The 22,664-nt window shown below is 60.9% G+C and carries 25 protein-coding genes; 19 read left to right on the top strand and 6 right to left on the bottom strand.

Features of this window, described 5'->3' with window-relative positions; genetic code table 11:
* Positions 1 to 130 precede the first annotated feature (130 nt).
* Positions 131 to 586, bottom strand: coding sequence for a tol-pal system-associated acyl-CoA thioesterase (gene ybgC, locus HJB83_RS10105; protein ID WP_012758853.1), 456 nt, complete (start codon positions 584 to 586; stop codon positions 131 to 133).
* 119 nt (positions 587 to 705) lie between these two features.
* Between ybgC and HJB83_RS10100 the strand changes: the two genes are divergently transcribed.
* The 7 genes from HJB83_RS10100 to HJB83_RS10070 all read left to right on the top strand — a co-directional run bounded on the left by HJB83_RS10100 (position 706) and on the right by HJB83_RS10070 (position 7,038).
* Complete coding sequence (locus HJB83_RS10100) at positions 706 to 1,926, top strand: NAD-dependent epimerase/dehydratase family protein (protein WP_221116383.1); 1,221 nt, start codon at positions 706 to 708, stop codon at positions 1,924 to 1,926.
* 8 nt (positions 1,927 to 1,934) lie between these two features.
* Positions 1,935 to 2,771, top strand: a complete 837-nt coding sequence (locus HJB83_RS10095) for a glycosyltransferase (protein ID WP_221116384.1) — start codon at positions 1,935 to 1,937, stop codon at positions 2,769 to 2,771.
* Positions 2,768 to 3,685: an NAD(P)-dependent oxidoreductase gene (locus HJB83_RS10090; protein WP_207581670.1), complete on the top strand. Its 918-nt coding sequence runs from the start codon at positions 2,768 to 2,770 to the stop codon at positions 3,683 to 3,685. Before HJB83_RS10095 ends, HJB83_RS10090 begins: the two co-directional genes overlap by 4 nt.
* Before the next feature lie 46 nt (positions 3,686 to 3,731).
* Positions 3,732 to 4,430, top strand: coding sequence for a hypothetical protein (locus HJB83_RS10085; protein WP_221131792.1), 699 nt, complete (start codon positions 3,732 to 3,734; stop codon positions 4,428 to 4,430).
* Between the two features lie 116 nt (positions 4,431 to 4,546).
* Positions 4,547 to 5,134: a 5-formyltetrahydrofolate cyclo-ligase gene (locus tag HJB83_RS10080; RefSeq protein WP_221116386.1), complete on the top strand. Its 588-nt coding sequence runs from the start codon at positions 4,547 to 4,549 to the stop codon at positions 5,132 to 5,134.
* Between the two features lie 3 nt (positions 5,135 to 5,137).
* Positions 5,138 to 5,962: a TIGR00282 family metallophosphoesterase gene (locus HJB83_RS10075; RefSeq protein WP_164008083.1), complete on the top strand. Its 825-nt coding sequence runs from the start codon at positions 5,138 to 5,140 to the stop codon at positions 5,960 to 5,962.
* A 230-nt stretch (positions 5,963 to 6,192) separates the two neighbouring features.
* Positions 6,193 to 7,038 (top strand): MBL fold metallo-hydrolase, encoded by an 846-nt coding sequence (locus tag HJB83_RS10070; protein ID WP_207581673.1) that lies wholly within the window; start codon positions 6,193 to 6,195, stop codon positions 7,036 to 7,038.
* 48 nt (positions 7,039 to 7,086) lie between these two features.
* On the opposite strand, the gene HJB83_RS10065 is transcribed toward HJB83_RS10070, so the two are convergent.
* Positions 7,087 to 7,590 carry a pyridoxamine 5'-phosphate oxidase family protein gene (locus HJB83_RS10065; RefSeq protein ID WP_207581674.1) on the bottom strand — a complete coding sequence of 168 codons (504 nt, stop codon included), beginning with the start codon at positions 7,588 to 7,590 and terminating at the stop codon, positions 7,087 to 7,089.
* 139 nt (positions 7,591 to 7,729) lie between these two features.
* On the opposite strand from HJB83_RS10065, the gene HJB83_RS10060 reads away from it, so the two are divergent.
* Entirely contained in the window at positions 7,730 to 8,476 is a 747-nt protein-coding gene (locus HJB83_RS10060; RefSeq protein ID WP_207581675.1) for a YebC/PmpR family DNA-binding transcriptional regulator, read from the top strand.
* A gap of 111 nt (positions 8,477 to 8,587) precedes the next feature.
* Here the strand turns inward: HJB83_RS10060 and HJB83_RS10055 are convergent, their stop codons facing one another.
* The gene (locus tag HJB83_RS10055; protein ID WP_221116437.1) at positions 8,588 to 9,589 is read right to left on the bottom strand and encodes an LLM class flavin-dependent oxidoreductase; all 1,002 of its coding nucleotides are present in this window, start codon (positions 9,587 to 9,589) and stop codon (positions 8,588 to 8,590) included.
* A 126-nt stretch (positions 9,590 to 9,715) separates the two neighbouring features.
* Entirely contained in the window at positions 9,716 to 12,031 is a 2,316-nt protein-coding gene (locus HJB83_RS10050; RefSeq protein WP_221131791.1) for a methyl-accepting chemotaxis protein, read from the bottom strand.
* Between the two features lie 243 nt (positions 12,032 to 12,274).
* Here HJB83_RS10050 and ruvC point away from each other — a divergent pair, with 243 nt between their 5' ends.
* From ruvC to HJB83_RS10000, 10 genes are all read left to right on the top strand, one after another.
* Positions 12,275 to 12,784, top strand: coding sequence for a crossover junction endodeoxyribonuclease RuvC (gene ruvC / locus HJB83_RS10045; RefSeq protein WP_207581677.1), 510 nt, complete (start codon positions 12,275 to 12,277; stop codon positions 12,782 to 12,784).
* Between the two features lie 57 nt (positions 12,785 to 12,841).
* A complete protein-coding gene (locus tag HJB83_RS10040) occupies positions 12,842 to 13,093 on the top strand; it encodes an AbrB/MazE/SpoVT family DNA-binding domain-containing protein (protein ID WP_221131790.1) in 252 nt (83 codons plus the stop codon).
* Positions 13,093 to 13,506, top strand: a complete 414-nt coding sequence (locus tag HJB83_RS10035) for a type II toxin-antitoxin system VapC family toxin (protein WP_207581679.1) — start codon at positions 13,093 to 13,095, stop codon at positions 13,504 to 13,506. Before HJB83_RS10040 ends, HJB83_RS10035 begins: the two co-directional genes overlap by 1 nt.
* Positions 13,507 to 13,519: 13 nt before the next feature.
* Positions 13,520 to 14,134, top strand: coding sequence for a Holliday junction branch migration protein RuvA (gene ruvA / locus HJB83_RS10030; protein WP_221131789.1), 615 nt, complete (start codon positions 13,520 to 13,522; stop codon positions 14,132 to 14,134).
* A 74-nt stretch (positions 14,135 to 14,208) separates the two neighbouring features.
* The gene (locus HJB83_RS10025) at positions 14,209 to 14,493 is read left to right on the top strand and encodes an AbrB/MazE/SpoVT family DNA-binding domain-containing protein (RefSeq protein WP_207581681.1); all 285 of its coding nucleotides are present in this window, start codon (positions 14,209 to 14,211) and stop codon (positions 14,491 to 14,493) included.
* Positions 14,490 to 14,894 carry a PIN domain-containing protein gene (locus HJB83_RS10020; protein ID WP_221131788.1) on the top strand — a complete coding sequence of 135 codons (405 nt, stop codon included), beginning with the start codon at positions 14,490 to 14,492 and terminating at the stop codon, positions 14,892 to 14,894. The genes HJB83_RS10025 and HJB83_RS10020 overlap by 4 nt, the downstream gene beginning before the upstream one ends.
* Complete coding sequence (gene ruvB / locus HJB83_RS10015) at positions 14,891 to 15,931, top strand: Holliday junction branch migration DNA helicase RuvB (RefSeq protein ID WP_130678301.1); 1,041 nt, start codon at positions 14,891 to 14,893, stop codon at positions 15,929 to 15,931. The genes HJB83_RS10020 and ruvB overlap by 4 nt, the downstream gene beginning before the upstream one ends.
* Positions 15,932 to 16,834 (top strand): metallophosphoesterase, encoded by a 903-nt coding sequence (locus HJB83_RS10010; protein WP_221116393.1) that lies wholly within the window; start codon positions 15,932 to 15,934, stop codon positions 16,832 to 16,834. It begins immediately after the preceding gene.
* 6 nt (positions 16,835 to 16,840) lie between these two features.
* A complete protein-coding gene (locus HJB83_RS10005; RefSeq protein WP_207581684.1) occupies positions 16,841 to 17,347 on the top strand; it encodes an NUDIX hydrolase in 507 nt (168 codons plus the stop codon).
* A 155-nt stretch (positions 17,348 to 17,502) separates the two neighbouring features.
* The gene (locus HJB83_RS10000; protein WP_207581685.1) at positions 17,503 to 18,066 is read left to right on the top strand and encodes a DinB family protein; all 564 of its coding nucleotides are present in this window, start codon (positions 17,503 to 17,505) and stop codon (positions 18,064 to 18,066) included.
* On the opposite strand, the gene HJB83_RS09995 is transcribed toward HJB83_RS10000, so the two are convergent.
* Positions 18,063 to 19,445: a virulence factor family protein gene (locus tag HJB83_RS09995; RefSeq protein WP_207581686.1), complete on the bottom strand. Its 1,383-nt coding sequence runs from the start codon at positions 19,443 to 19,445 to the stop codon at positions 18,063 to 18,065. The two genes, HJB83_RS10000 and HJB83_RS09995, sit on opposite strands and share 4 nt — an antisense overlap.
* Complete coding sequence (gene mprF, locus HJB83_RS09990; protein ID WP_221131787.1) at positions 19,442 to 22,045, bottom strand: bifunctional lysylphosphatidylglycerol flippase/synthetase MprF; 2,604 nt, start codon at positions 22,043 to 22,045, stop codon at positions 19,442 to 19,444. The genes HJB83_RS09995 and mprF overlap by 4 nt, the downstream gene beginning before the upstream one ends.
* Positions 22,046 to 22,282: 237 nt before the next feature.
* On the opposite strand from mprF, the gene HJB83_RS09985 reads away from it, so the two are divergent.
* Entirely contained in the window at positions 22,283 to 22,660 is a 378-nt protein-coding gene (locus tag HJB83_RS09985) for a DoxX family protein (protein WP_221131786.1), read from the top strand.
* Positions 22,661 to 22,664: the final 4 nt, after the last annotated feature.

Here is a 22,664-nt window from a genome sequence, read left to right as displayed (position 1 = left end):
AGATTTCATCCCATGGACTACTTGACCGGAGCAAGATCCGGCTGCCGAAAGAGCGCTCATCCTGCGGCGCGGGGAATTCCTTCACATAAAGATCAAGTTTTTACAAGCCCGAATTCCGGGCGATTCGCGGCTATAGCGGCGTGCTGCCTTCCAGGAATTTCACCGCCAGCGTTTCCGGCAGCCGCCGCGGCCGCCCTCTGGCGTTGATGACGGCGATGATCACCTTGGCGGCAATCAGCAGCGTCTCGCCGGATCGGATCTGCTGATTGAGCACCATCTTGGCGCCGCCGGCCTTTTCCGTGTGCGTCAGGATCGTCAGCACATCGTCCATGCGCGCCGGGCTCTTGAAGTCGATCTCCATGCGGTGGACGACGAAGACCAGGCCCTCCTCGTCGGCGCTGACGAGTTCGCGCTGCTCGACGCCGAGGCAACGCAGATAATCGGTGCGGCCACGCTCCAGGAAATGCAGATAGCGGGCGTGATAGACCAGGCCGGAGAAATCCGTATCTTCATAATAGACCCGCTGGACAAGGCGATGCCCGGCCTCGGTCAGCTCTCCCGAAATGGAAAAAGGGCGCTCCGTCATAATTTTCTCCAAACTGAGGTGCCCTCTTTGGCGCAACGCTTCCTGACAGGCAAGCATTGAATGATTGTCATAATTCCTAACTATTCCCGACATTGAGTGACCGATAAGGAGACGATGTGATGAAGATTGCGGTTATGGGCGGAGACGGTTTCATTGGCTGGCCAACGTCGCTGCATCTCTCCGATGCCGGACATGACATTCATATCCTCGACAATCTCTCACGCCGCTGGATCGACACGGAACTTGGCGTTCAGTCGCTGACACCGATGGATTCGATCCAGGAGCGCACCCGCATCTGGCATGTCGAAACCGGACGCCGCATCCACTTCAATCTGATCGATCTCGCCAAGGACTACGAACTGCTGAAGAACTGGCTTTCCGAACACCGTCCGGATGCCGTCATCCATTTTGCCGAGCAGCGGGCCGCACCCTATTCGATGAAGAGCGACCGCCATAAGAACTACACGGTCAACAACAATGTCAGCGCCACGCACAACCTGCTGAACGCGCTGACCGAGCTCAATCTCGATACCCATCTCATCCATCTCGGCACCATGGGCGTCTACGGCTACTCGACGGTCGGCGCTGCCATCCCAGAGGGCTACCTGCCGGTCGGCATCGAAACTCAAGGCGGCGAGACGGTGAGCCAGGAGATCCTCTATCCCTCCAACCCCGGCTCGATCTACCACATGACCAAGTGCCTGGATCAGCTTCTCTTCCAGTTCTATGCGAGGAATGATGGTCTCAGGATCACCGATCTGCACCAGGGCATCGTCTGGGGCACCCATACCGAACAGACGCGCCGCCACGCACAGCTCATCAACCGTTTCGACTACGACGGCGATTACGGCACGGTGCTGAACCGCTTCCTGATCCAGGCGGCGATCGGCTATCCGCTGACGGTACACGGCACCGGCGGCCAGACCCGCGCCTTCATCCACATCCAGGATTCGGTGCGCTGCATCGAGCTGGCGCTTGCGAACCCGCCGGCTCGCGGCGCGCGCGTTGAGATCTTCAACCAGATGACCGAAACCCACCGGGTGCGCGACCTCGCAGAGATGATCGCGGGGATCAGCGGCGCCGAGATCGCCTGGCTGCCCAACCCGCGCAAGGAAGCTGCCGAGAACGAGCTGATCGTCCGGAACGAAAAATTCCGCGATCTCGGCCTCGAACCGATCACGCTGGAAGCGGGCCTGCTCGGCGAGATCGTCGATGTCGCGAAGAAATTCGCCTATCGCGTCGACCGCTCGCGCGTGCCGGCCGTCTCCGCCTGGACCAAGGACATCGCCGCGACGATCAATCACGATCCCGAAGGCAAGCGGCTGAAGTCGGTATCATGAGCGGCGACATGACGAGCGCCAGCGAAAAACCAGCCCATTTCGCCTATATCACCCTCGTCACCAACGCCGACTACGCCATGGGCGCCACCGCCTTGGCGAATTCGCTGCGCCGCACCGACACCACCGCCGACATCGTCGTTCTCCACACCGGCGGCGTCGATGCCACCGCCCTCGTCCCGCTCAAAACCCTCGACTGCCGCCTGATCGAGGTCGAGCATTTGCCGCTGTCAGCTGCCTTCAACGAACGCCATGCCCGTGGCCAGCTCCATTCGGCGGCCCCCTTCACCAAGGGCCGCAAACCGGATTTTCATTCGCCGCTCGACAATTTCTGCAAGCTCAGGCTGTGGCAGCTTGTCGAATATGAGCGCTGCGTCTTCATCGATGCAGACGCCCTCGTACTGAAGAACGTCGACAGGCTCTTCCACTATCCGGAATTCTCCGCCGCCCCGAATGTCTATGAAAACCTCGCCGACTTTCGCCGCATGAATTCCGGCGTCTTCGTCGCCACGCCGTCGCATGACACATTCCGGCACATGCTCGAAAGGCTCGACACGGCAGACGTTTTCTGGCGGCGCACCGATCAGACGTTTCTCGAGACTTTCTTCCCGGATTGGCACGGCCTGCCTGTTTATTTCAACATGCTGCAATATGTATGGTTCACCATGCCCGAGCTTTGGGACTGGAAGAACATTTCGATCCTGCATTACCAATATGAAAAACCGTGGGAAAAGGATCATCCCAAGGCAGCGCGACTACAACCCTTGATCGATTTGTGGCACCGTTTCCACGATGACGGCGATGTGCCCGAGATCACGGCGCTGGATAATCCGGAAGGGGCAGCATGAAGGTACTGGTATCTGGCGGAACGGGTCTCGTCGGCCGGTATGTCGTCGAGGAGCTGCTGGCTGGCGGATATCAGGTGATCGTCGGAGGGCGCTGTGCGCCGCTGCCCCGCCTCTTCTCGCGCCCGGTCGATTTCGCAGCGCTTTCGCTCGATCCCGACAAGGATCAGATCGGTGTTTTCGACGATGCCTATTTCTTCGTCCACGCCGCCTTGAGCCATGTTCCGGGCAAATATCGCGGCGGCGAGGGCGACGATCCGAAGAATTTCCACAGGCTGAACCTCGACGGCACCGTCCGGCTTTTCGAAGCCGCCAAACGCGCCGGCACACGCCGCTGCGTCTTCCTGTCCAGCCGCGCCGCCTATGGCGAACATCCCGAGGGAACCGAGCTGGCGGAAACCATGCTGGCCAAGCCCGAAACGCTCTACGGCCAGGTCAAGCTCGATGCCGAACGCGCGCTTGCCCACCTCTCCACGCCGGGTTTTGCCGGCGTGAGCCTGAGGGCGACCGGGATCTACGGCGATCTCTCGCCGAACAAATGGGACGGGCTTACCGCCGATTATCTCGCCGGCCGGGCGGTTGTTTCGCGTGTAGGAACGGAAGTTCACGGCCGCGACCTCGGGCGTGCGGTACGGCTGATGCTGGAGACGGAAAGCACCCGCATCTCCGGCGAGGTCTTCAACGTCTCGGACATATCAGTCGACACGCGCGATATTCTTTCGCCTATCCGGCGCGAGACCGGCTGTCGGCACGTGCTGCCGCCCCCCGCCGACAGGGTGGCGCTCAATCGCATGAGCACGGCGAAAATCCGCGCGCTCGGCTGGTTGCCGGGCGGAGCAACGCTGTTTGAAGAAACGATGCAACGGCTCGCCGCGGCCCTACGGGCGGCCCCAGAACACAGGTCCACGCAAGTCTGACGTTGCAGGATGCGCCGAATTGCAATCGGGCTGTCGGGGATTGTTCATGCAGGTCGCAACTACGTCTGCCTCCATCATCTTGCGCGGCACGCCTTCTGCTGCAGCAATGTCTGCCGCCGGAAACGAGACCGATCAGGGTGTGCTGAAGCTGCAGCGCAGCACCCAGACGCTGCAGCAGATGCGGCAGACCTTGGCGAATTCCGGGGACGAAGCCAAGACAAAGGCACAACGCAAGCTCGACGAGGCAAAGCAACAGCTGGAGATGCTGCGCAGCTCCAATATGCCGCCCGAGGTGGTCGCCCGTCTGGCCGCCGAACTGGCGCGCAAGGTCGGCACCGCCGCTTCAGAATTCGCATCGGCCGCCGCGACCGGCAGCCCTGCCGCAGTCGCTCCGGTGGACGCAACCACGGATGCAACAGCCGCCGCGACGAGCGGGACTGAGGCTGCACTGACGGATGTCTCAGAAAAAACCGCGACCGGATTGCAGGAACCGGTCGACGCCGCCCAGGCCCGCGAGGCCTATGAGAGCACCGCCGAGGACGCGCCAAAATCCTCGGGCATCTCGTCCGATGACCGAGAAACGATGGAAGCGTTCAAGGCGGTCGTGCGCGAACTCAGGCAATTGCTCGAAAAGGCGATGCACGACCTGCGGCAGCAGGACTGGCAGGGCGGGGCCAACGCCGTGCCTGATATGGCAGGCTTATCCACCGGCACCGCGACAATACCGACAAGCATCGTCATCTGACCTCCGGCCGCATCCCGCCGACAGGGCGTGAAACGGGCGCAGCACGGTCGCATCCGGCATTTGCATCGGACATCCAGGCGTCTATGCTCGGTCAATCTCTCATACCGGTAGATCGAATGACCGCTCAACAACTGAAAGCACAGCTGCGCAACGAACGGCTGTCCGCACGCGACGCCATCCCGGGCGAGAAACGCGCCTCCAAGAGTCTCGCAATGGCTGAACATGCAGGCGAAGCGGTTGGTTTTGCGCTGGGCACAATTGTCTCCGGCTTCCTGCCGATCCGTTCGGAAGCTGATCTCAGGCCGCTGATGGCGCGCTTTGCCGTGCGCGGTGCGCGGCTCTGCGTGCCGGCGATCCTCGATCGACAGACCATCGTCTTTCGCGAGTTGGCGGAGGGTGCGCCGCTTGTCGATACCGGTTTCGGCACGGTCGGCCCTGGCGCGGATGCCGCCATTCTTAATCCGGAAATCATGCTCGTGCCGCTTTCGGCCTTCGATGCCCGCGGCCACCGCATCGGTTACGGCGCCGGCCACTACGACCGCGCCATCAGCCGGCTGAGACAAAAAGGCCTGCATCCGAAGCTGATCGGCATTGCATTCGACTGCCAGGAAGTGGCACATGTGCCCGCTGAGCCGCACGACATAAGCCTGGATGCCATCCTGACAGAAAGCGGCCTTCGCTTTTTTGCCTCTTGGATTGGATAGGGAATGCGGCTGCTTTTTTTGGGTGACATGGTCGGCAAGACGGGACGCACGGCAGTCTGGGAGCGCCTTCCCGGCCTGATCTCCGACCTCAAGCTCGATTTCGTCGTCGTCAACGGCGAGAATGCCGCCGGCGGCTTCGGCATCACCGAGGACATCTTTCTGGAGACGATCAATGCCGGCGCCGATGTGGTGACGACGGGCAATCACGTTTGGGACCAGAAGGAAGCCGTGGCCTTTGCCGGGAGGCACGATCAATTTCTGCGGCCGGCCAACTATCCGCAAGGCACGCCCGGCCGCGGCTCCGGCCTGTTCTATGCCAGGAATGGCGCGCGCGTGCTCGTCGCCAACGTCATGGGCCGGGTCTTCATGCATCCGGAACTCGACGACCCGTTCAAATCGGCGGAAGTGATCCTCGCTGCCTGCCCGCTCAAGGAGCAGGCCGATGCGATCATCTTCGATTTTCATGCAGAGGCGACCAGCGAGAAGCAATGCTTCGGCCATTTCGTCGACGGCCGCGCCAGTTTCGTCGTCGGCACCCACACGCATGTGCCGACCGCCGACACACAGATCCTGAACGGCGGAACCGCCTATATGTCGGATGCCGGCATGTGCGGCGACTACGACTCTTCTCTCGGCATGGATAAGGAAGAGCCGCTCAACCGCTTCATCTCCAAGATGCCGAAGGGCCGCATGGAAGCCGCGAACGGCCCGGCGACGATCTGCGGCGTCGGCGTGGAGATTTCCGATAGAACCGGCCTGGCCGAAAAGATCGCGCCGCTTCGGCTCGGGCCGCGGCTGGCCGAGACGGTGCCGGAGTTCTGGCGCTAGAGCAATTCCAGCAAAAGTGAGCAACAGTTTTGCGTCCGGAACTGTGTTAGAACAAATAGATAGAGCATTTCCGTGGTTTGGAGAAAAACGGAAATGCTCTAAGCCCGCCGCCCCCGCGCCGATACGCAGACCCACACGCAATCGTGAGCATCCTAGTCTGGACCGCTGCGACCTCATGCCGCATCCTTCCGCCGCCAATTCAAAGTGATAGAGCGCCGGAGGGGGGTGGCATGAAGCCGCAATATCTTGTCCTTGCTATCGCATGCCTTGCGGCCTTCGCCGCGCCAGGTCTTGCCGGGGCACAGGGTGAGCGACCGCCCGTCAGCCACTGCCAGGCGATCGCGCAGAACGTCCCGCAGGCAACCTTCGCAAGCTTTTCCGGCGCCACGCCGCTAACGCCTGCCGTCTCCGAGGGCGAAGACGTCAAATTCACCTTCCTCGGCCATTCCACCTTCGAGATAGACACGCCCGGCGGCATCGTCATCGCGACAGATTATAACGGCTGGTACAAGCCGGGAACGATGCCCGATGTCGTGACCATGAACAAGGCGCACACGAGCCACTTTACCTTGACGCCCGATCCTGAGATCAAGCATGTGCTGCATGGCTGGAGCGACGTTCCGGGCGAGAAGGCCAACATCAATCTCGTCATTGGCGATGCCTATATCCGCAATGTCCCGACGGATATCCGTTTCAGCTATGGCCTTGGCGGCTCGCAGGAAAACGGCAACTCCATCTTCATTTTCGAAATCGCCGGCCTTTGCATCGGCCATCTCGGCCACCTGCACTATGAACTGACGGATGCCCATTACACCGAGATCGGCCGCCTCGACATCGTCATGGTCCCAGTCGATGGTGGCCTGACCATGGGCGCCGACAGCATGAGCCGCGTCATCAAGCGGCTACGCTCGTCGTTGATTCTGCCGATGCACCGGCGCGGCCCGCCGGTCGAAGCCTTCGTGTCAATGTTCGGCAAGGATTTCGACGTCGTCAATGCGCCCGATGACAGTATCACCATCTCCATGCGCACCCTGCCGAAAAGGCCGCTGATCTATGTACTGAAGGGTGTGCAGTAAAAAGGCCCGGCGATTTTCCCCGGGCCTAAAGCGACACTCTTCAAATCATCAAGCGAACTGCAGGTGGCGCTTGATGCCGACATCCGGCATCTTGTCGTCGTCAAGATTGGCCTTGGCGATCTCCCAGCCGAATTTCAGCTTGTTGCCTGTGGAAACCCAGATCTCGGCATCGTCGACATGGAGGGAAAGCATGGTGAGCTTGGGGTCTTTCTTGCCGCCATCATACCAGGCCGCGACAATCGAAGTCCAATATTCCTCGATCTTGGAAGGGTCAGGGCGCACGTCGATCACACCGGCAAGGCAGGCGTGATAGTCGTGATCCTTGCCGATAACACAGAAATGCGCGCGGCTTCCCGGTTTTATGGCGCGCACGATGTCGGCATCGGTCTTGGTATAGAACCAGATCGTGTTGGTGGTGGGATCGGCATGCGGCGCCATCGGCTGCATGTGCATGTCCAGCCCGGAAATCCCGAGCATGCCGGCATGAACATCGTTGACCTGATCCCAGAGCTGACGTGCTGGCTGTTCCTGCGCATCGCTGAGACTTGCCATGACCGTTCCTTTCCGTTGGATGGAGTTCCTGAAACGTCATCCCCCCGCCTTTGTTCCAAACTGCTTTTTCCTTGAACGGGTACCGTTTCGCTCTTATAAGGCGGCCCATTCCGAACAATATGACGTGGACAGGGGTGCCATGGCTGGCCATTCACAGTTTAAAAACATCATGCACCGCAAGGGCCGTCAGGATTCCGTGCGGTCAAAAATGTTCTCCAAGCTTGCGCGCGAAATCACCGTTGCCGCCAAGGCCGGCCTGCCCGACCCGACGATGAACGCCCGCCTTCGCCTGGCGATCCAGAACGCTAAGGCCCAGTCCATGCCGAAGGACAATATCGACCGCGCCATCAAGAAGGCAGCTGGCGCCGACGGCGAAAACTACGATGAAGTCCGTTATGAGGGTTATGGCCCCGGCGGCACGGCGATCATCGTCGAAGCTCTGACCGACAACCGCAACCGCACCGCCTCCAACGTCCGTTCGATCTTCACCAAGGCTGGCGGAGCGCTTGGCGAAACCGGTTCCGTTTCCTTCTCCTTCGACCATGTCGGCGAAATCACCTACAAGCTGTCCGTCGGCGATGCCGACAAGGTGATGGAAGCCGCGATCGAAGCCGGCGCCGACGATGTCGAGACCGACGAAGACGGCCACTACATCACCTGCGGATTCGAAGCTCTCGGAGAGGTGGCAAAAGCGCTGGAAGCGAGCCTGGGCGACGCCGAGACTGTCAAAGCCGTCTGGCGCGCCCAGAACAACGTGCCGGTGGACGAAGAAAAGGCCCAGTCGCTGATGAAGCTCATCGACAGCCTAGAAGACGATGACGACGTGCAGAACGTCTACTCAAACTTCGAGGTCTCGGAAGAAGTGCTGGCGAAACTCTCGGCCTGAATTTCCTCAGAACGATCATCAATGGAAAACCCGGCCGCGATGCCGGGTTTCTGCTGCCGATGGACGGTCAGCGCTCGCGATGTTCCGCCCTCGAGGCGCAGCTTGGCAAGCCTACGCGGCCGCCCGCATGAAATTTCCCAAGCCCGCAAACAGTTCCACCGACGTCAACCGCGCTTCGATGTCGTGGATCGGCATCGAGATGATCACCTCGTCGGCCTGCGTTTCCTTGAGAAACTCCGTCAGTTTCGCCTCCGCCGTCGTCGGCGATCCGACCACGGCGTAACGCAGCGTGTGTTCGACGTTCATCTTCTCCATCGGCGACCAGAAATTTTCCATATCGGCCAACGGGCGCGGGAACGGGCCGCGGACATTGCGGCGCAGGTTGACGAACTGCTGCTCGGCGGAGGTGAAATGGTACCGCGCCTCTTCGTCGGTCGCAGCCACCGCGCCCATCACGCCGACCATCACATAAGGTTTGTCGAGCGTCGACGAGGGCTGGAAGCGGTCCCGGTAGATCGCGATCGCATCAAGCAGCATGTCGGGCGCAAAATGCGAAGCGAAGGCATAGGGAAGTCCGAGCATGGAAGCAAGCTGGGCACTGTAGAGGCTGGAGCCCAGCAGCCAGATCGGGATATGCGATGAATTGCCGGGAACCGCAAGGATCGTCTGGTTTTCGACTGGCGTATCGAGGAGTTGCTGCAGTTCCACCACGTCGTTCGGGAAACTGTTCGCACCGGCCTCGAGATTGCGCCGCAGCGCCTGTGCCGTGCGCATGTCCGTTCCCGGCGCGCGCCCGAGGCCGAGATCGATGCGGCCGGGGAAGAGCGCCTCGAGCGTGCCGAACTGCTCGGCAATGACGAGCGGCGAATGATTGGGCAGCATGATGCCGCCGGAGCCGATACGGATGCGCGTTGTTGCGGCGCCGACATGGCCGATGACGACGGCAGTGGCGGCGCTGGCGATCCCCGGCATGCCGTGATGCTCGGCGAGCCAAAAGCGCTTGTAGCCGAATTGCTCGGCCTTCCCGGCCATCCGCGCCGAGCTCTCGAGAGACTGGCGGATGCTGCTGCCTTCGGCAACGGGGGAAAGGTCGAGTATGGAGAAGGGAACCATGGGAAACCTACCGGGCAGTTGAACGATGCCGTCTATGTAGGTTGCCGCCCCAGCCATTCCAAACCATGCACCCAAACAAAAGGGCCGCGCGAGCGCGACCCAGTGTCAGCTCTCAGAAGCCACGGTTTACCGGTGACGGCGCAGCACATGCACTTCGGCGCTTGGGTGGTGGTTTCCGTGCGGCAGCGTGAAATTACCGAGCTGGCGATCCATTTCCAGGGCTTCCGTTGCCAGCCTGTGGATCGCCGCCGTCGTCTCCTCGACCATCGACGCGTTCTGCTGCGTCATCGCGTCGAGTTCGGCGACGGCACTGTTGATCTCGCGTAACGTATTGGCTTCCTCGCGGGTCGCACCCATGATCTCATTGATTTGTCCGTTGATCGCCTCGACGTGGGCGCCGATGCCGGTCAACGCAACGCCAGCCTTTTCCACAAGCGCCACGCCGCTTTCGACTTCATATGTCGATTTCTGCAGCAGGCTGGAGATTTCCTTTGCCGCACTCGATGAGCGCTGTGCCAGCTCGCGCACTTCCATGGCGACGACGGCGAAGCCCTTGCCCGATTCACCGGCACGCGCCGCCTCGACGCCAGCATTGAGCGCCAAGAGGTTGGTCTGGAAAGCGATGTCGTCGATGACCGAGATGATCGTGTTGATCTGACGCGAAGACGTCTGGATTGCCTCCATCGCTGCAATCGTCTCGCGCATGATCTGGCCGGAGCCAGTCGTCTCCTTCTTGGCGTCGCGGGCGATGCGCTCGGCCTGTTCGGCTCGCTCGATCTGCCGGCGGACGGACTGGGTGATGGCGCTGATCGCATTCACCGTCTCGGTGATCGAGCCGGCCTGACGCTCGGTGCGCCCTGCAAGCTCGTCGGCGCCGGTGCGCATCTCCTCTGAGCCGGCACGCACCGCCATCGAGTTGCCGCCGATAGCCGTCATTGTTTCACTCAGCGTCGCCAGCGCCTCGTTGAAATTGACGCGCAGGCTTTCAAGCTCATTCGGGAAACGGGTATCGATCTGGTAGGCGAGATCGCCAGTCGCCAGATGATGCAGACCCTCATCGATCGCTTCGACGACGTGCTGCAGGCTCTTCGCCTCGGCTTCGCGCTCAGCCAGGTTCTGCTGGCGGTCGTGATCGGCCTTCAGGCGCGTTTCTTCGCTGGCGGCTTCGAGTTCGCGGCTTTCGATCAGCGACTGGCGGAAGCGGGCGAGCGCATTCGCCATCGTGCCGATCTCGTCCTTGCGGTTCTGGCTGCCGATCTCGCTGTCGAGCTTGCCGTCGGCAACATCACGGGTGACGCCGGCAAGCCGCGCAAGCGGCGAAAACAGCAAATTGGTGACGAGGCCGGTCGCGACCGCCATGACGACGAGCACGCCGATGCCGATCATCGTCAGCAGCGTGGCGATCTCGATCGAGCCGGCATTAAGCTCGCTCAAAAGCACGCTCTCGACAACGAGGAAGCGGTCGCCACGATAGTCGATACCGCCGACATAGGCGCGGGCCGCGCCGTCCGCCCGGCTGAAGTCGGCCACCGTCATCGCCGAACTGGCAAGCGCGTTCTTGATGAAGGTGAAAGGAGCCGCATCGAGCGTCGCAAGCTTGCCGCTCGCGTCGAGACCGACGGCGGAGCCATCGCTGGAGACGATCGCTGCCTGCGCCGTGCTGCCCTGGACGATGCCCTTGCCAAGGATACCGGTGACGATGTCGTCGCGCACCTTGAAGAGGATGATGCCCTTGGCCGCACCGAGTTTGATGATCGGTACGGCATAGAAGATCGCCGATTTGCTGCTGGCGGTATCGACGCGAAGACCGGAAAAACCCGTCGGCGCGGCGTCATCGGTCGCCTTGGCGGTATTCTCGATCGCCTTGGCGAAGGCGATACCGGCGCCGGTGGTCTTCCACGCGTCCGACTTGAGGTTCTCGGCGAAATCGTCTTGCTTCTTGTAGGAATAGAGGACCGTGCCGTCGAGGTCGGCAATCAGCAGATCGCTGAAGGCGGTACCCTCGAGATCGCGGGCAACTTCGCCCTGCGTTTTCTCGTGGTTCGAATAATAAAAGCCGCTCGGTCCTTCCGGCTTCATCAGCTTCTCCCGCTGGTCGGCCGGGTTGGGATTGCCCGCAATGAAAACCTTCTTCAATTCGGCGCGGGCATCGCCCGAGGTCTTCTCGATCGTCTTCCAGCCGCTCTTCAGGCTGGTGATCGACATCTGCAACGCTTCGATGCGCGCGATGGAATTTGCCTGGTTTTCAAGCTGCGTCAGCTGGTCCTGCAGCATGTCGCCGCGAAAGATCAGCACGCTCTCCTTAGCCTTCAGCGCTTGCTCGTCGGAGATCCGGCTGCTCGCAAAATAGGCAAGCACGTCGATCACGGCGATCGATAGCACGGTCAGCAGAATGAATGTGGCAATGACCTTGAAGGACAGGGACTGAAATCTCTGAGCCATGTACGACGAACCCCTTCTGACACGCCTGCCGGCGTGGGCACGCAGCGCATGCCTGATCGACCGATCTTTAAACCGAACATCGGGGGGCTTATCTCCTTGCGACACGAGACCCCCTTCGTATTTGACACTAGAATTCAAGCATCTGTTTTAATTCGCGGTAAATGGAGCGGCTTAAATCCGAGAATGTTTTTGTTTTGTTCACATATCGATGGCAGTTATTTCGCAGTCGCTATAGGTTGAACCATGCAAAATACGATTCGCATCGTCGGCATCGATCCCGGGCTTCGCCGCACCGGCTGGGGAATCATCGACACGCTGGGCAATTCCCTGCGGTTTGTGGCCTCCGGAACCGTGACCTCCGATGGAGACATGGACCTCGCCTCTCGCCTCTGCCAGTTGCACGATGGCCTGGCGGAGGTCGTCCATAGCTACGCGCCGGATGAAGCCGCCGTCGAACAGACCTTCGTCAACAAGGATGCTGTGGCGACCCTGAAACTTGGCCAGGCCCGCGGCATCGCCATGCTGGTGCCGGCCCGCGCCGGACTGCAGGTCTCCGAATATGCTCCGAATGCCGTGAAGAAGGCGGTCATCGGCGTCGGCCATGGCGAAAAACGCCAGATCCATATGATGTTGAAAATCCTGATGCCGAAAGTTGAATTCAAGGGCGATGACGCCGCCGACGCCCTGGCGATCGCCATCTGCCATGCCCACAATCGCGGCAGCAACCGGATGCGGCAGGCACTGGCCGGCTAGTTTGTTCTTGACTTGTTCCGATGGTAAGGATAATTCTTACTTTGAAGGAGCAGCAAGATGCGCGTCACGTCCAAAGGCCAGGTCACCATCCCTCGCGATCTCAGGGAGCTTGCCGGCATCGAGGCCAACAGCGAGGTCATCTTCTCGATCGAGAACGGCAAGCTGGTTGTCTCGCCGAAAAATGGCAGGCAGGAGATCGAGGATAGAGGTCGGCTCGACCGGTTCCTGCAGACGATCCGTCGTCTCGAAGGAACCGGTGATCAGGAGATCGATGCCGAAGACCTCATGTCGATGACCCGTGATCGCTGATGGCGACGCTTGTCGATACAAACATCCTCGTCGACCTGGCCGTGGTCAGTTCGGACTGGCATGGCTGGTCGCGTCGGAAATTGCTCGACGTCTTCAGAGATGGGCCGGTGCTCATAAATCCGATTATCTATTCCGAATTTTCCGTTCGCTACGACGATATGGATGAAGTTGAGCAACTGCTTCCGCAGGATGAATTCCGCCGCGAGAACCTGCCTTGGCCGGCTGTATTTGCCGCTGCTCAAGCTTTCCGGCTTTACCGTCGTGCCGGCGGAGGACGCGAACGGATATTGCCCGACTTCCTCATCGGCGCCCATGCGACGATCAGGGGTTACAAAATTTTGACCCGCGATCCCGGCGGATACCGGTCTTACTTTCCCTCCGTGGAACTTATCACACCCGAAACGCACCCTTGAAAGACCGCGACCCATGATCGGCAAGCTGAAAGGCACCATAGACGAGATCGGCGAAGACTATGTACTCGTCGATGTGCACGGCGTCTGCTACGTCGCCCATTGCTCCGCCCGCACCCTCTCCAAGCTTGGCTCGGCCGGCGAGGCCTGCATGCTGTTCATCGAGACCTATGTGCGCGAGGATCAATTGAAGCTCTTCGGCTTCATGACGGCGCTGGAGCGGGAATGGTTCAATTTGCTCCAGAGCGTCCAGGGCGTCGGCGCCAAGGTGGCGCTTGCCGTACTCTCGACCCTGACGCCGGGCGAACTCGCCAATGCAATAGCTCTGCAGGACCGCACCGCCGTCTCCCGCGCGCCGGGGGTCGGCCCGAAAGTGGCGATGCGCCTCGTCACCGAACTCAAGAACCGGGCGCCGGCCTTTGCCGGGGAAGGGATCAATATTGCCCTCAAGCAGGAACTCGGCGAAGGTGTCGCGGCCGCACCGGTTACCGATGCGGTTTCCGCACTGACGAACCTCGGCTATTCCCGCGACCAGGCGGCAAATGCCATTGCCGCGGCGATGAAGGCGGCGGGCGACGGCGCCGACAGCGCAAAGTTGATTAGGTTGGGATTGAAAGAATTGGCGCGATAAAGTAGGATAAGCTGTCACTTTTCTGCCAGTTTGCAAGCATTCCAACTGCCGCACGAAAATAGGATTTCCGAACGATGTGGGGAGAATTTACGCTTTCGCCCAAAGGTCAGATCACGCTCCCCAAAGACTTGCGGGATGCTCTCGGCCTTCGACCTGGCGATCAACTGGTTTTCTCCGTCATCGACGGAGAAGTCGTGATGACACCGAAATCGATCAACTTCAACGACCTTGCAGGCCTTCTCGGAGCGCCTCCGAATGGTCGTGCCTCGCTGGAGGAGATCGACGTGGCCGTCACCGATGCTGCGGGCAGCGACGTGGTCGATGAAGCCAGACGATCGAAATCGGATATCGCAGCATGATCGCCTATGGCGTAGATACCAACGTCCTGCTGAGACTCATCGTCGACGATGATCCGGAGCAAAGGGCGGCTGCACTGAAATTCGGCGAGGGTATCGGCAGGGATTATCGTGGATTTCTCTCCCTGCTGAACCTTTTGGAACTGGATTGGGCATTGCGCGCGCGGTTCGGCTTCAAGAAAAAGGACGTCGTCGATGCAATCGGCAAATTGACACGCGTCAGAGGTTTGGACATCGAAAACCAAACCCTCGTTATCATGGCGCTAAGAGCCGTGGAAACGCGCAATGCCGATTTTGCCGATGCCTTGATTGGTTATCGCGCCGCGGCTGAGGGATGTCAGGCGACTAAGACATTTGACCGGCACGTATTCGAGACCGTGCCAGGCATGGAGCTTCTTTCATGAGCGAACCCGCCCGCCTGATATCGCCGGAAAAGCGGGGCGAAGATCTCGATATCACCCTGCGCCCGCAATCGCTGGACGAATTCACCGGCCAGGCCGAAGCGCGCGCCAATCTGAAAGTTTTCATCGAGGCGGCGAAGAACCGCGGCGAGGCGCTGGACCATGTGCTCTTCGTCGGCCCGCCCGGCCTCGGCAAGACGACGCTCGCGCAGATCATGGCGAAGGAGCTCGGCGTCAATTTCCGCTCGACATCCGGTCCAGTGATCGCCAAGGCCGGCGATCTCGCGGCCCTGCTTACCAATCTCGAGGAGCGCGACGTGCTCTTCATCGACGAGATCCATCGCCTCAATCCCGCCGTCGAGGAAATCCTCTATCCGGCCATGGAAGACTTCCAGCTCGACCTTATCATCGGCGAAGGCCCTGCCGCTCGTTCGGTGAAAATCGATCTCTCGAAATTCACCCTGGTGGCGGCCACCACCCGCCTCGGCCTGTTGACGACGCCGTTGCGCGACCGCTTTGGCATTCCGGTGCGCCTGAGCTTCTACACCGTCGAGGAGCTGGAACTGATCGTGCGCCGCGGCGCGCGGCTGATGAACCTGCCGATTACCGAGGAAGGCGCCCGCGAAATTGCAAGACGCGCCCGCGGCACGCCGCGCATCGCCGGCCGGCTGCTGCGGCGTGTGCGCGACTTCGCCGAGGTGGCAAGGGCCGAATCCGTCACCCGCGAGATTGCCGACGAGGCGTTGACCCGCCTGCTGGTCGACAATGTCGGCTTCGACCAGCTCGACAAACGCTATCTCAACATGATCGCCGTCAATTTCGGCGGCGGCCCGGTCGGCATCGAGACCATCGCCGCCGGGCTTTCCGAGCCGCGCGACGCGATCGAAGACATCATCGAGCCCTACATGATCCAGCAGGGTTTCATTCAGCGCACGCCGCGCGGCCGTGTTCTGACCGCAATCGCGTGGAAACATCTGGGAATGCAACCGCCCAAGGATATGGAGGCTGCGCAGTTCCGGCTGTTCCAGGAGGACAACTGAGTGATCACCCGCCGCGGATTCTTCAAGGTTCTTGGCGGCGGTGTCGCAGGCGTCATGTCCCTCGGCGGTTACGCCTTTGCCTATGAACCGTTGGCAAGGCTCGCCATCACCCGCTACCGGCTGACCCCGCCCGGATGGACGCCAGGGCTCAAGCTCCGCATCGTCGCGCTCGCCGATCTTCATGCCTGCGAACCGTGGATGTCGGCAAGCCGCATCACCGCGATCTGCCACAGAGCCAATGAACTCGAAGGCGATGTCACCGTTCTCCTCGGCGATTATGCTGCCGGCATGAACATGGTGACGCAATATGTGCATTCGAGCCAATGGTCGAAGGCGCTCGCCACCTTGCGGGCCCCTCTCGGCGTCCATGCGATCATGGGCAACCACGATTGGTGGGAAGACAGGTCGGCCCAGAAAAACGGCGGCATGGAAACGTTCGGGCACCGGGCGCTTGCCGACGTCGGAATCCCGGTCTACGGCAACCGCGCCGTTCGGGTCGAAAAGGATGGCCGCGGCTTCTGGCTGGCAGGCCTCGAAGATCAGCTGGCGCTGCTGCCCGGCAAAAAGTGGGGCCGCACCCATATGCTCGGCCTCGACGATCTCGATGGAACGATGGCTCAGGTGACCGACGATGCACCCGTCATCCTGCTCGCCCATGAGCCCGATATCTTTCCGCGGGTGCCCGAGCGCGTCTCGCTGACGCTATCGGGCCACACACATGGCGGACAGATCCGTTTCCTCGGCCGTTCGCCGATCGTCCCCTCGCGTTACGGCAATCGTTACGCATATGGCCATATGGTCGAGGAGGGTCGTAATATCATCGTGTCCGGCGGCCTCGGCTGCTCCATCGCACCGGTGCGCTTCGGCGTCCCGCCGGAAATTGTCGTGATCGATCTCGGATAGAATAGCATGACCAAGCGCACTCTCATCCGCCTGAATGCGGGCGCCGAGCGATTCAATTATCGCATCGCCGGTCTCGGCTTCCGCGATGGCCACGTGCTCGTCCATCGCGCCGTGCATGAACCCTTCTGGACCTTTCCGGGCGGCAGGGCGGAAATCGGCGAGACCTCGGAAGAAACGCTGAAACGCGAGATGGTGGAGGAGCTGGGCGTCGAAGTCTCAATTTCCCGCCTGCTCTGGATCGTCGAGAACTTCTTCCGCTACGAACACCGCAACTGGCATGAACTCGGCTTCTATTACCTGATGGACATCCCGCCGGAATTCCCGTTTCAGCCACACCAAATCATTCATCGCGTCGAAGACGGCGACAATCATCTCGAATTCAAATGGGTGGCGGCAACGCGCACGGCCCTGACCGCGCTCGACATTCCGCCCTATTTCATCGCCAATGAAATCGAGAACCTGCCCCTAGCACCCCGTCATCTCGTCTGGCGCGACGGCAACCTCGATGACTGAGACTGAGGCAACCGTTCCAGAGCGTGATGCAGAAAAGTGTGAGCGGTTTTCTTATCACATCACGCTCTAACTCTTTAATGCAGAACAGGATCATTTTAGGCCGACCGGGCCTATAACCATCCTGTTCTAGAAGCACTTGAAGAGGAAAGCTGCCGATGCCGACCTTCGATCCCGTCAGGGCATTCCGCAAACTTGGCTATAACAACGCCCTTGCCAACCACCGTCTGCTTCAGACCTGCGCGGCACTGAAGCCCGGCGAATTCGAAGCGCCGCGCACAAGCTTCTTCCCCTCGATCAAGGAAACCTTGAACCACAATATCACGGTCGACTGGTTCTATGTCGACGGACTGGAAGGCGGCACGCTCGGCTACCAGGCCTTCGAGGTCGATGAACCCTTCGATGACGTTTCATCGTTGACCGAAGCGCAGGCCAAGGTTGATCAGCGCCTCACCGCACTTTGCGAGGCTCTGACGCCGGAGAGGCTCACCTCGACCATCAGCCTCCATCGCGGCGCCCGCATCCAGGAAGAGCGGATGGAAGACGTGCTCGCTCACCTCTTCCAGCACCAGACGCATCATCGCGGCCAGGTGCATGCGATGCTCTCCGGCACCAGCGTTGCTCCGCCACAGCTCGACGAATTCATCGTCGCCGACGATGCGCGGTTTCGCGGCGAGGAACTCGCCGAACTTGGCTGGAGCGAAGCGAAGCTGATGCGTTAATCCTGCAGGCGTCTTTTCAGACCGTCGATGATCGTCTTGGTAAGAAGGTCGTAATTCTCGTCGAAATGGTGGTCGCCGGGCAGTTCGATGACCTCGGCGCCGCTATCCTTCAATGCCGGACAGGCGACATCGTCATCGTCGTCCTTGCCGTAGATGCATTGCACGAGCTTTGGATCGACGTTCTTCAGATCGCTGACGGGATCGCCTCCGGCACCATCCGTTTTCTGGCCAAGCCAGCCGAGAACGGAGATGACGTAGTCGACCTGGTGCGAGAGCGACAGCAGCGATAATTGCGCCACCGCCGATTTTTCAGCTGGCTTGAGAAGCTGGTAGGTCGCCGGCACGACATCGGCGCCGAAGGAATATCCGACGAGCAGCACATGCTTCACCTTCCACTGCTTGCGGTAGAAATCGATGATCTTCGAAAGATCGGCGGCGGTCTCATCCGGCTTGCGTTCCGACCAGAAATAGTGAAGCGAATCGACGCCGACGACCGGAATGCCTTCCTTCTGCAGCGTGCCGCCGACCTCCTTGTCGATGTCGCGCCAGCCGCCGTCGCCCGAATAGATCACCGCCATCGTATCGAGGGCGGGGGTCGCCTCAAGGACCGCAAGCGGCAGGCCGAGCGGATTACCGAAGGCGCCGGAAGCGGTGACGAGATCGTCGAGCGTATCGGCAAACACCGTCTGCGCATCGTCGGTGGAATCGCGGATCTCGATCGCGGCATGGACCCTCTTCAGCGCTTCGGCATGCGCCTTGCCATCCTTGGCGGCATTGGGCGTGAAGACGGTGACGATCGGATCCGGCAGGGCACCGTCGCTGAGGCCATACATGATACGCTGGCCGACGACCTTCTTGGAAGCCGGCGTGCAAAGCTCTTTGGCAAGCGGAATGCCGGCGACCGGATCGACGGCAAGTGTCTGGCCGATCGTCGCATCCGGTGTCTGCGCGGCAATCGCCAGCGCTAAGGCCCCGCCCTCGCCGATGCCGGCGACGATCGGCAGGTGATAGGCATTGTTGCCGGTCGCGCGCTGGACCTGCTGGCTCAGAGATTCGATGTCCGAAACCATGTAGACGCAGCCATCGTTGAGGCTGACGTCATATTGGCTGAGCGCCTGGATATAGGAGGGAAAGTCGACGCCGATGACGACGGCGCCTTCGGCGACCAGCCTGTCGGCCTCCGCCTTCTCATAGTCGCCCCAACCGGCGGCATCCGAGATCAGCATCACCGTGCCCTTTACCTCCCCTTCCGGAAGGAAGATGTGCGGTGACGGGATGAGCCCGGTTTCAAAGCTCTGCGTGGTCTCCTCGGCGGCGTCAGCTGGTGCGGCCGCGAGCATGCAGGCGCATGCTGCGGCAAGAAGGAATGTCCTGATCATTTTCTCACTACCCCTTTCAATCCGCCCCCGATCAGAAATGTCGCGTCCATCAACGCGATCATCGGATTGCCCCCTCCAGAGACCGCAAGATAGCGCGGTTGCCAGTGCGGATGAAACTTTGATTTGAATGCCCGAAGGCCTTTGAAGTTGTAGAAGCGCTCGCCATGTTCGAAGACGGTGCTGCCGATGCGGTCCCAGACAGGCGCCGCCTCGCGTTTCGACATGCCCGAAAGGGGCGCCATGCCAAGATTGAAGTGGGTGAAACCCTCGCCGCGCAGATATTCCATGATCTGCACGAAGAGAAAGTCCATCGAGCCCTTCGGCGCATCCGGCGAGAAGCGCATGAGATCGATCGTGCCTTCCTGCCTGGATTCGGTCACGAGGATATTGGCGAAAGCGACGATCATGCCGTCCTTTTTCAGGATGCCGACCGGTTGGGAGGAGACGTAGTCAGGATCGAAGGCGCCGAGCGAAAAGCCCTTTTCCTTGGCGTTGTGATGCTCGAGCCAGGCCGTGGAAACGGCGGAGAGGTCATCGATGACCGAGGGCACATCCTCAGGGACGACGACGGCAAATTCCAGCCCGTCGCGCTGGGCACGACTTGCCGTCTGGCGAAGGTTCGCCCATTTGCCGCCCTTCATCTCGAAGGCCCTCAGATCGGTCACTGCCAGTTCGCCGAGCTTGAAGGCGCGAAGGCCGGCATCGGCGCAAGGAGAAAGCAGCGACGGCGAAATCTGATAGAACACGGCCCGGCAGCCGGCGGCGCGCGCCGCTTCGACGAAACGCCAGACGAGCTCCTGCACGGCGCGATGTTCGCCGACCGGGTCGAACAGCGCGATCCAGGACCGGCCCTGCCGACCATACATGATGAAGGCGTCACCCTTTTCCGAGAACATGATGCTCTTGTCGCCCATGCGCACCAGATTGGCGTCGGCATTGCCCTGCTTGGCGACAATCTCGACGGCACGCTCTAGCGCCTCCTCCGTCGCCGGTTCCGGCCGGAAGGTCGCCGGCCGAAGCAGGCTGAAGACGGCGATCGCCGACGAGATGATGGTGATGCCGAGAACAGCGCGCAGTCCGCGCGGCGCTTCGGCAGTGAATTCGAACTGCCACCAGAGCTGGTTGCTGTATTCGACATCGCGATAGACGAAGAGCAGAATGACGACGGCGCCGACGACAATGACGGCAATCGCCATCAGCCAGGACGCCGTCAGCGCCTGGTTGAGCAGCGAGGCATGGCGGGTAAAAAGCCGCCGGCTGACGAAGAGCCCGAAGATGAGGAAGGCGAGAAACGCGGCTTCGACCAGCGCGATCGCCTTCAGCAGCGACAAGGTCAGTGCGGCAAGGGCGGAGAACACCGCGACCCACCAGGCGCCGTCGAGCCGCTGGCCGAGGCCGCGCGCCGCAACGACGAGCGCAAGCCCCAGCAGGCTGGAAAGGAAATGCGCCCCTTCCACCATCGGCAGCGGCAGATAGTTGGAGAGGAATTCGAGGTTCTGGTCCGGTGTCGGCGTGACGCTCGAAAAGATCAGCATGACGCCGAGCAGCAGGGCGAGAGCCGACAGCAGCTGCGGCATCAGCCTTCCGCCGATGCGCCGCACGCTGGAAGCGGCCGGATGATCGACGAAACGGCGTAGCTCCGTCGCCGACACCGCGAGCACGGCGATCAGCAGCGGCAGCACATGGTACACCAGCCGGTAAAGTACCAGCGATCCGAGCACGGCATCGATGTTCACGGCGCTGCCGAGTGACGCGATAATCACGGTCTCGAACACGCCGAGCCCGGCCGGAACGTGGCTGAGCACCCCGAGACCGACCGCGATCGCATAGACGGCAAGGAAGACCGGCCAGCCGATTGCCGTCTGCGGCAGCAGCACGTAGAGCACCGACGCCGAAGCGGCGATATCGAAGGCGGTGACGAGGAACTGCCGCGACCAGGTGCGCGAATCCGGCAGGCGGATTGCCACGGGGCCGAGGTCGAGCACGCGCCCGTCACGGCCGATGATCATCACTGCGCCCAGAATGGCGACGATCGAACCGGCGGCCAACCGCAACAGGAAGGGGCTGACGCCGATGAGCGGACCGATCTCATCGGCGATGATGATGAGGGCGATCGCCCCGACCCCCGCAAGCCCGAGACCGAAGGAGAGTGTGACGAAGGCGATGATGCGGCCGATATCTTCGGGCGAAAGCCCCAGGCGCGTATAGGCGCGATAGCGGATCGCGCCGCCGGAAAGCGCGCCGAAGCCCGCGGTATTGCCGACGGCATAGGCACTGAACGCCGTCAGCGCCACATGCGGGAAAGGCAGCTTTTTGCCGATATATTCTATCGCGTTGAGATCGTAGAAGATCAGCGAGAGGAAGCTTAGGGCCGTGAAGAACAACGCAAGCAGGATAGCGCTCGGTCTGGTCGCCGCCAGCGCATCGACAACGTCGTCATAGCGCACCTCGTTGGTGAGCTGCATGATCGCATAACCGACGAGGCAGAAGACCAGGAGTGTCGCCGCTGCCGTCAGCGGCGTTCTGTAACGCCTGAACAATCCGCGAAAAGAAAATCCGTCCGCGTCTTCCATCTCTTTCAAATTGTCGTGACCCGACATCTCTTATCCTGCTGCAATTGCCAGCTCGGCGGGAATCATTTTTGAAAGACGTAACATGACAGGCATATAAGCTCCATGAAGCCGTGCCGCCGCTACCCCAGCCCCGCCGCCTTGGCCTCCATCACCCTCAATTGGGGCGAATTTGCGCAGGCGAGCGTGACGGCACATTGCATTTTCGTAAGCTTCGGGCGAGCTTGACCCTTGCCGGAGATTTGAGATGCGGGAGAACAGTTCGATATGCATGATGGCCCGGCGCTGATGATGATCGTCCTCGGCCGTCTGTTGCTGGGCGGCATCTATGTCGCTGGCGGCATTCATCATTTTTTCGTCATCGTGCCGCTGAGCGACGCGATCGAGGCCCGCGGCGTCCCTCTTGCGAAATCGGTGCTGCTCTCGGGCAGCATGTTCCAGATCGTTGCCGGCCTCCTGCTGATGCTGGGCCTCTTCGTCACGGCAGCGGCATTCGGTCTCATCCTCTTCACTCTTGCCGCCACGATCATGCTGCTGAATTTCTGGGATATGCAGGGAACGGCCCGCGATAGCGCGATCAACACCTGGAAAACCAACATGGCGATCATCGGCGGCCTGTTGATTACAGCCGCCGGTGCAATGTGAGGCG

Source organism: Rhizobium sp. NZLR11 (assembly GCF_019685115.1).
Lineage (GTDB): Bacteria > Pseudomonadota > Alphaproteobacteria > Rhizobiales > Rhizobiaceae > Rhizobium.
This window is presented reverse-complemented; position numbering and strand designations above follow the sequence as displayed.

What these genes read in the sequence shown, in the direction of transcription:
- ybgC (WP_012758853.1), bottom strand. Translation starts at nt 586, where the DNA reads ATGACGGAGCGCCCTTTTTCCATTTCGGGAGAGCTGACCGAGGCCGGG.
- HJB83_RS10100 (WP_221116383.1), top strand. Translation starts at nt 706, where the DNA reads ATGAAGATTGCGGTTATGGGCGGAGACGGTTTCATTGGCTGGCCAACG.
- HJB83_RS10095 (WP_221116384.1), top strand. Translation starts at nt 1,935, where the DNA reads ATGACGAGCGCCAGCGAAAAACCAGCCCATTTCGCCTATATCACCCTC.
- HJB83_RS10090 (WP_207581670.1), top strand. Translation starts at nt 2,768, where the DNA reads ATGAAGGTACTGGTATCTGGCGGAACGGGTCTCGTCGGCCGGTATGTC.
- HJB83_RS10085 (WP_221131792.1), top strand. Translation starts at nt 3,732, where the DNA reads ATGCAGGTCGCAACTACGTCTGCCTCCATCATCTTGCGCGGCACGCCT.
- HJB83_RS10080 (WP_221116386.1), top strand. Translation starts at nt 4,547, where the DNA reads ATGACCGCTCAACAACTGAAAGCACAGCTGCGCAACGAACGGCTGTCC.
- HJB83_RS10075 (WP_164008083.1), top strand. Translation starts at nt 5,138, where the DNA reads ATGCGGCTGCTTTTTTTGGGTGACATGGTCGGCAAGACGGGACGCACG.
- HJB83_RS10070 (WP_207581673.1), top strand. Translation starts at nt 6,193, where the DNA reads ATGAAGCCGCAATATCTTGTCCTTGCTATCGCATGCCTTGCGGCCTTC.
- HJB83_RS10065 (WP_207581674.1), bottom strand. Translation starts at nt 7,590, where the DNA reads ATGGCAAGTCTCAGCGATGCGCAGGAACAGCCAGCACGTCAGCTCTGG.
- HJB83_RS10060 (WP_207581675.1), top strand. Translation starts at nt 7,730, where the DNA reads ATGGCTGGCCATTCACAGTTTAAAAACATCATGCACCGCAAGGGCCGT.
- HJB83_RS10055 (WP_221116437.1), bottom strand. Translation starts at nt 9,589, where the DNA reads ATGGTTCCCTTCTCCATACTCGACCTTTCCCCCGTTGCCGAAGGCAGC.
- HJB83_RS10050 (WP_221131791.1), bottom strand. Translation starts at nt 12,031, where the DNA reads ATGGCTCAGAGATTTCAGTCCCTGTCCTTCAAGGTCATTGCCACATTC.
- ruvC (WP_207581677.1), top strand. Translation starts at nt 12,275, where the DNA reads ATGCAAAATACGATTCGCATCGTCGGCATCGATCCCGGGCTTCGCCGC.
- HJB83_RS10040 (WP_221131790.1), top strand. Translation starts at nt 12,842, where the DNA reads ATGCGCGTCACGTCCAAAGGCCAGGTCACCATCCCTCGCGATCTCAGG.
- HJB83_RS10035 (WP_207581679.1), top strand. Translation starts at nt 13,093, where the DNA reads ATGGCGACGCTTGTCGATACAAACATCCTCGTCGACCTGGCCGTGGTC.
- ruvA (WP_221131789.1), top strand. Translation starts at nt 13,520, where the DNA reads ATGATCGGCAAGCTGAAAGGCACCATAGACGAGATCGGCGAAGACTAT.
- HJB83_RS10025 (WP_207581681.1), top strand. Translation starts at nt 14,209, where the DNA reads ATGTGGGGAGAATTTACGCTTTCGCCCAAAGGTCAGATCACGCTCCCC.
- HJB83_RS10020 (WP_221131788.1), top strand. Translation starts at nt 14,490, where the DNA reads ATGATCGCCTATGGCGTAGATACCAACGTCCTGCTGAGACTCATCGTC.
- ruvB (WP_130678301.1), top strand. Translation starts at nt 14,891, where the DNA reads ATGAGCGAACCCGCCCGCCTGATATCGCCGGAAAAGCGGGGCGAAGAT.
- HJB83_RS10005 (WP_207581684.1), top strand. Translation starts at nt 16,841, where the DNA reads ATGACCAAGCGCACTCTCATCCGCCTGAATGCGGGCGCCGAGCGATTC.
- HJB83_RS10000 (WP_207581685.1), top strand. Translation starts at nt 17,503, where the DNA reads ATGCCGACCTTCGATCCCGTCAGGGCATTCCGCAAACTTGGCTATAAC.
- HJB83_RS09995 (WP_207581686.1), bottom strand. Translation starts at nt 19,445, where the DNA reads ATGATCAGGACATTCCTTCTTGCCGCAGCATGCGCCTGCATGCTCGCG.
- mprF (WP_221131787.1), bottom strand. Translation starts at nt 22,045, where the DNA reads ATGTCGGGTCACGACAATTTGAAAGAGATGGAAGACGCGGACGGATTT.
- HJB83_RS09985 (WP_221131786.1), top strand. Translation starts at nt 22,283, where the DNA reads ATGCATGATGGCCCGGCGCTGATGATGATCGTCCTCGGCCGTCTGTTG.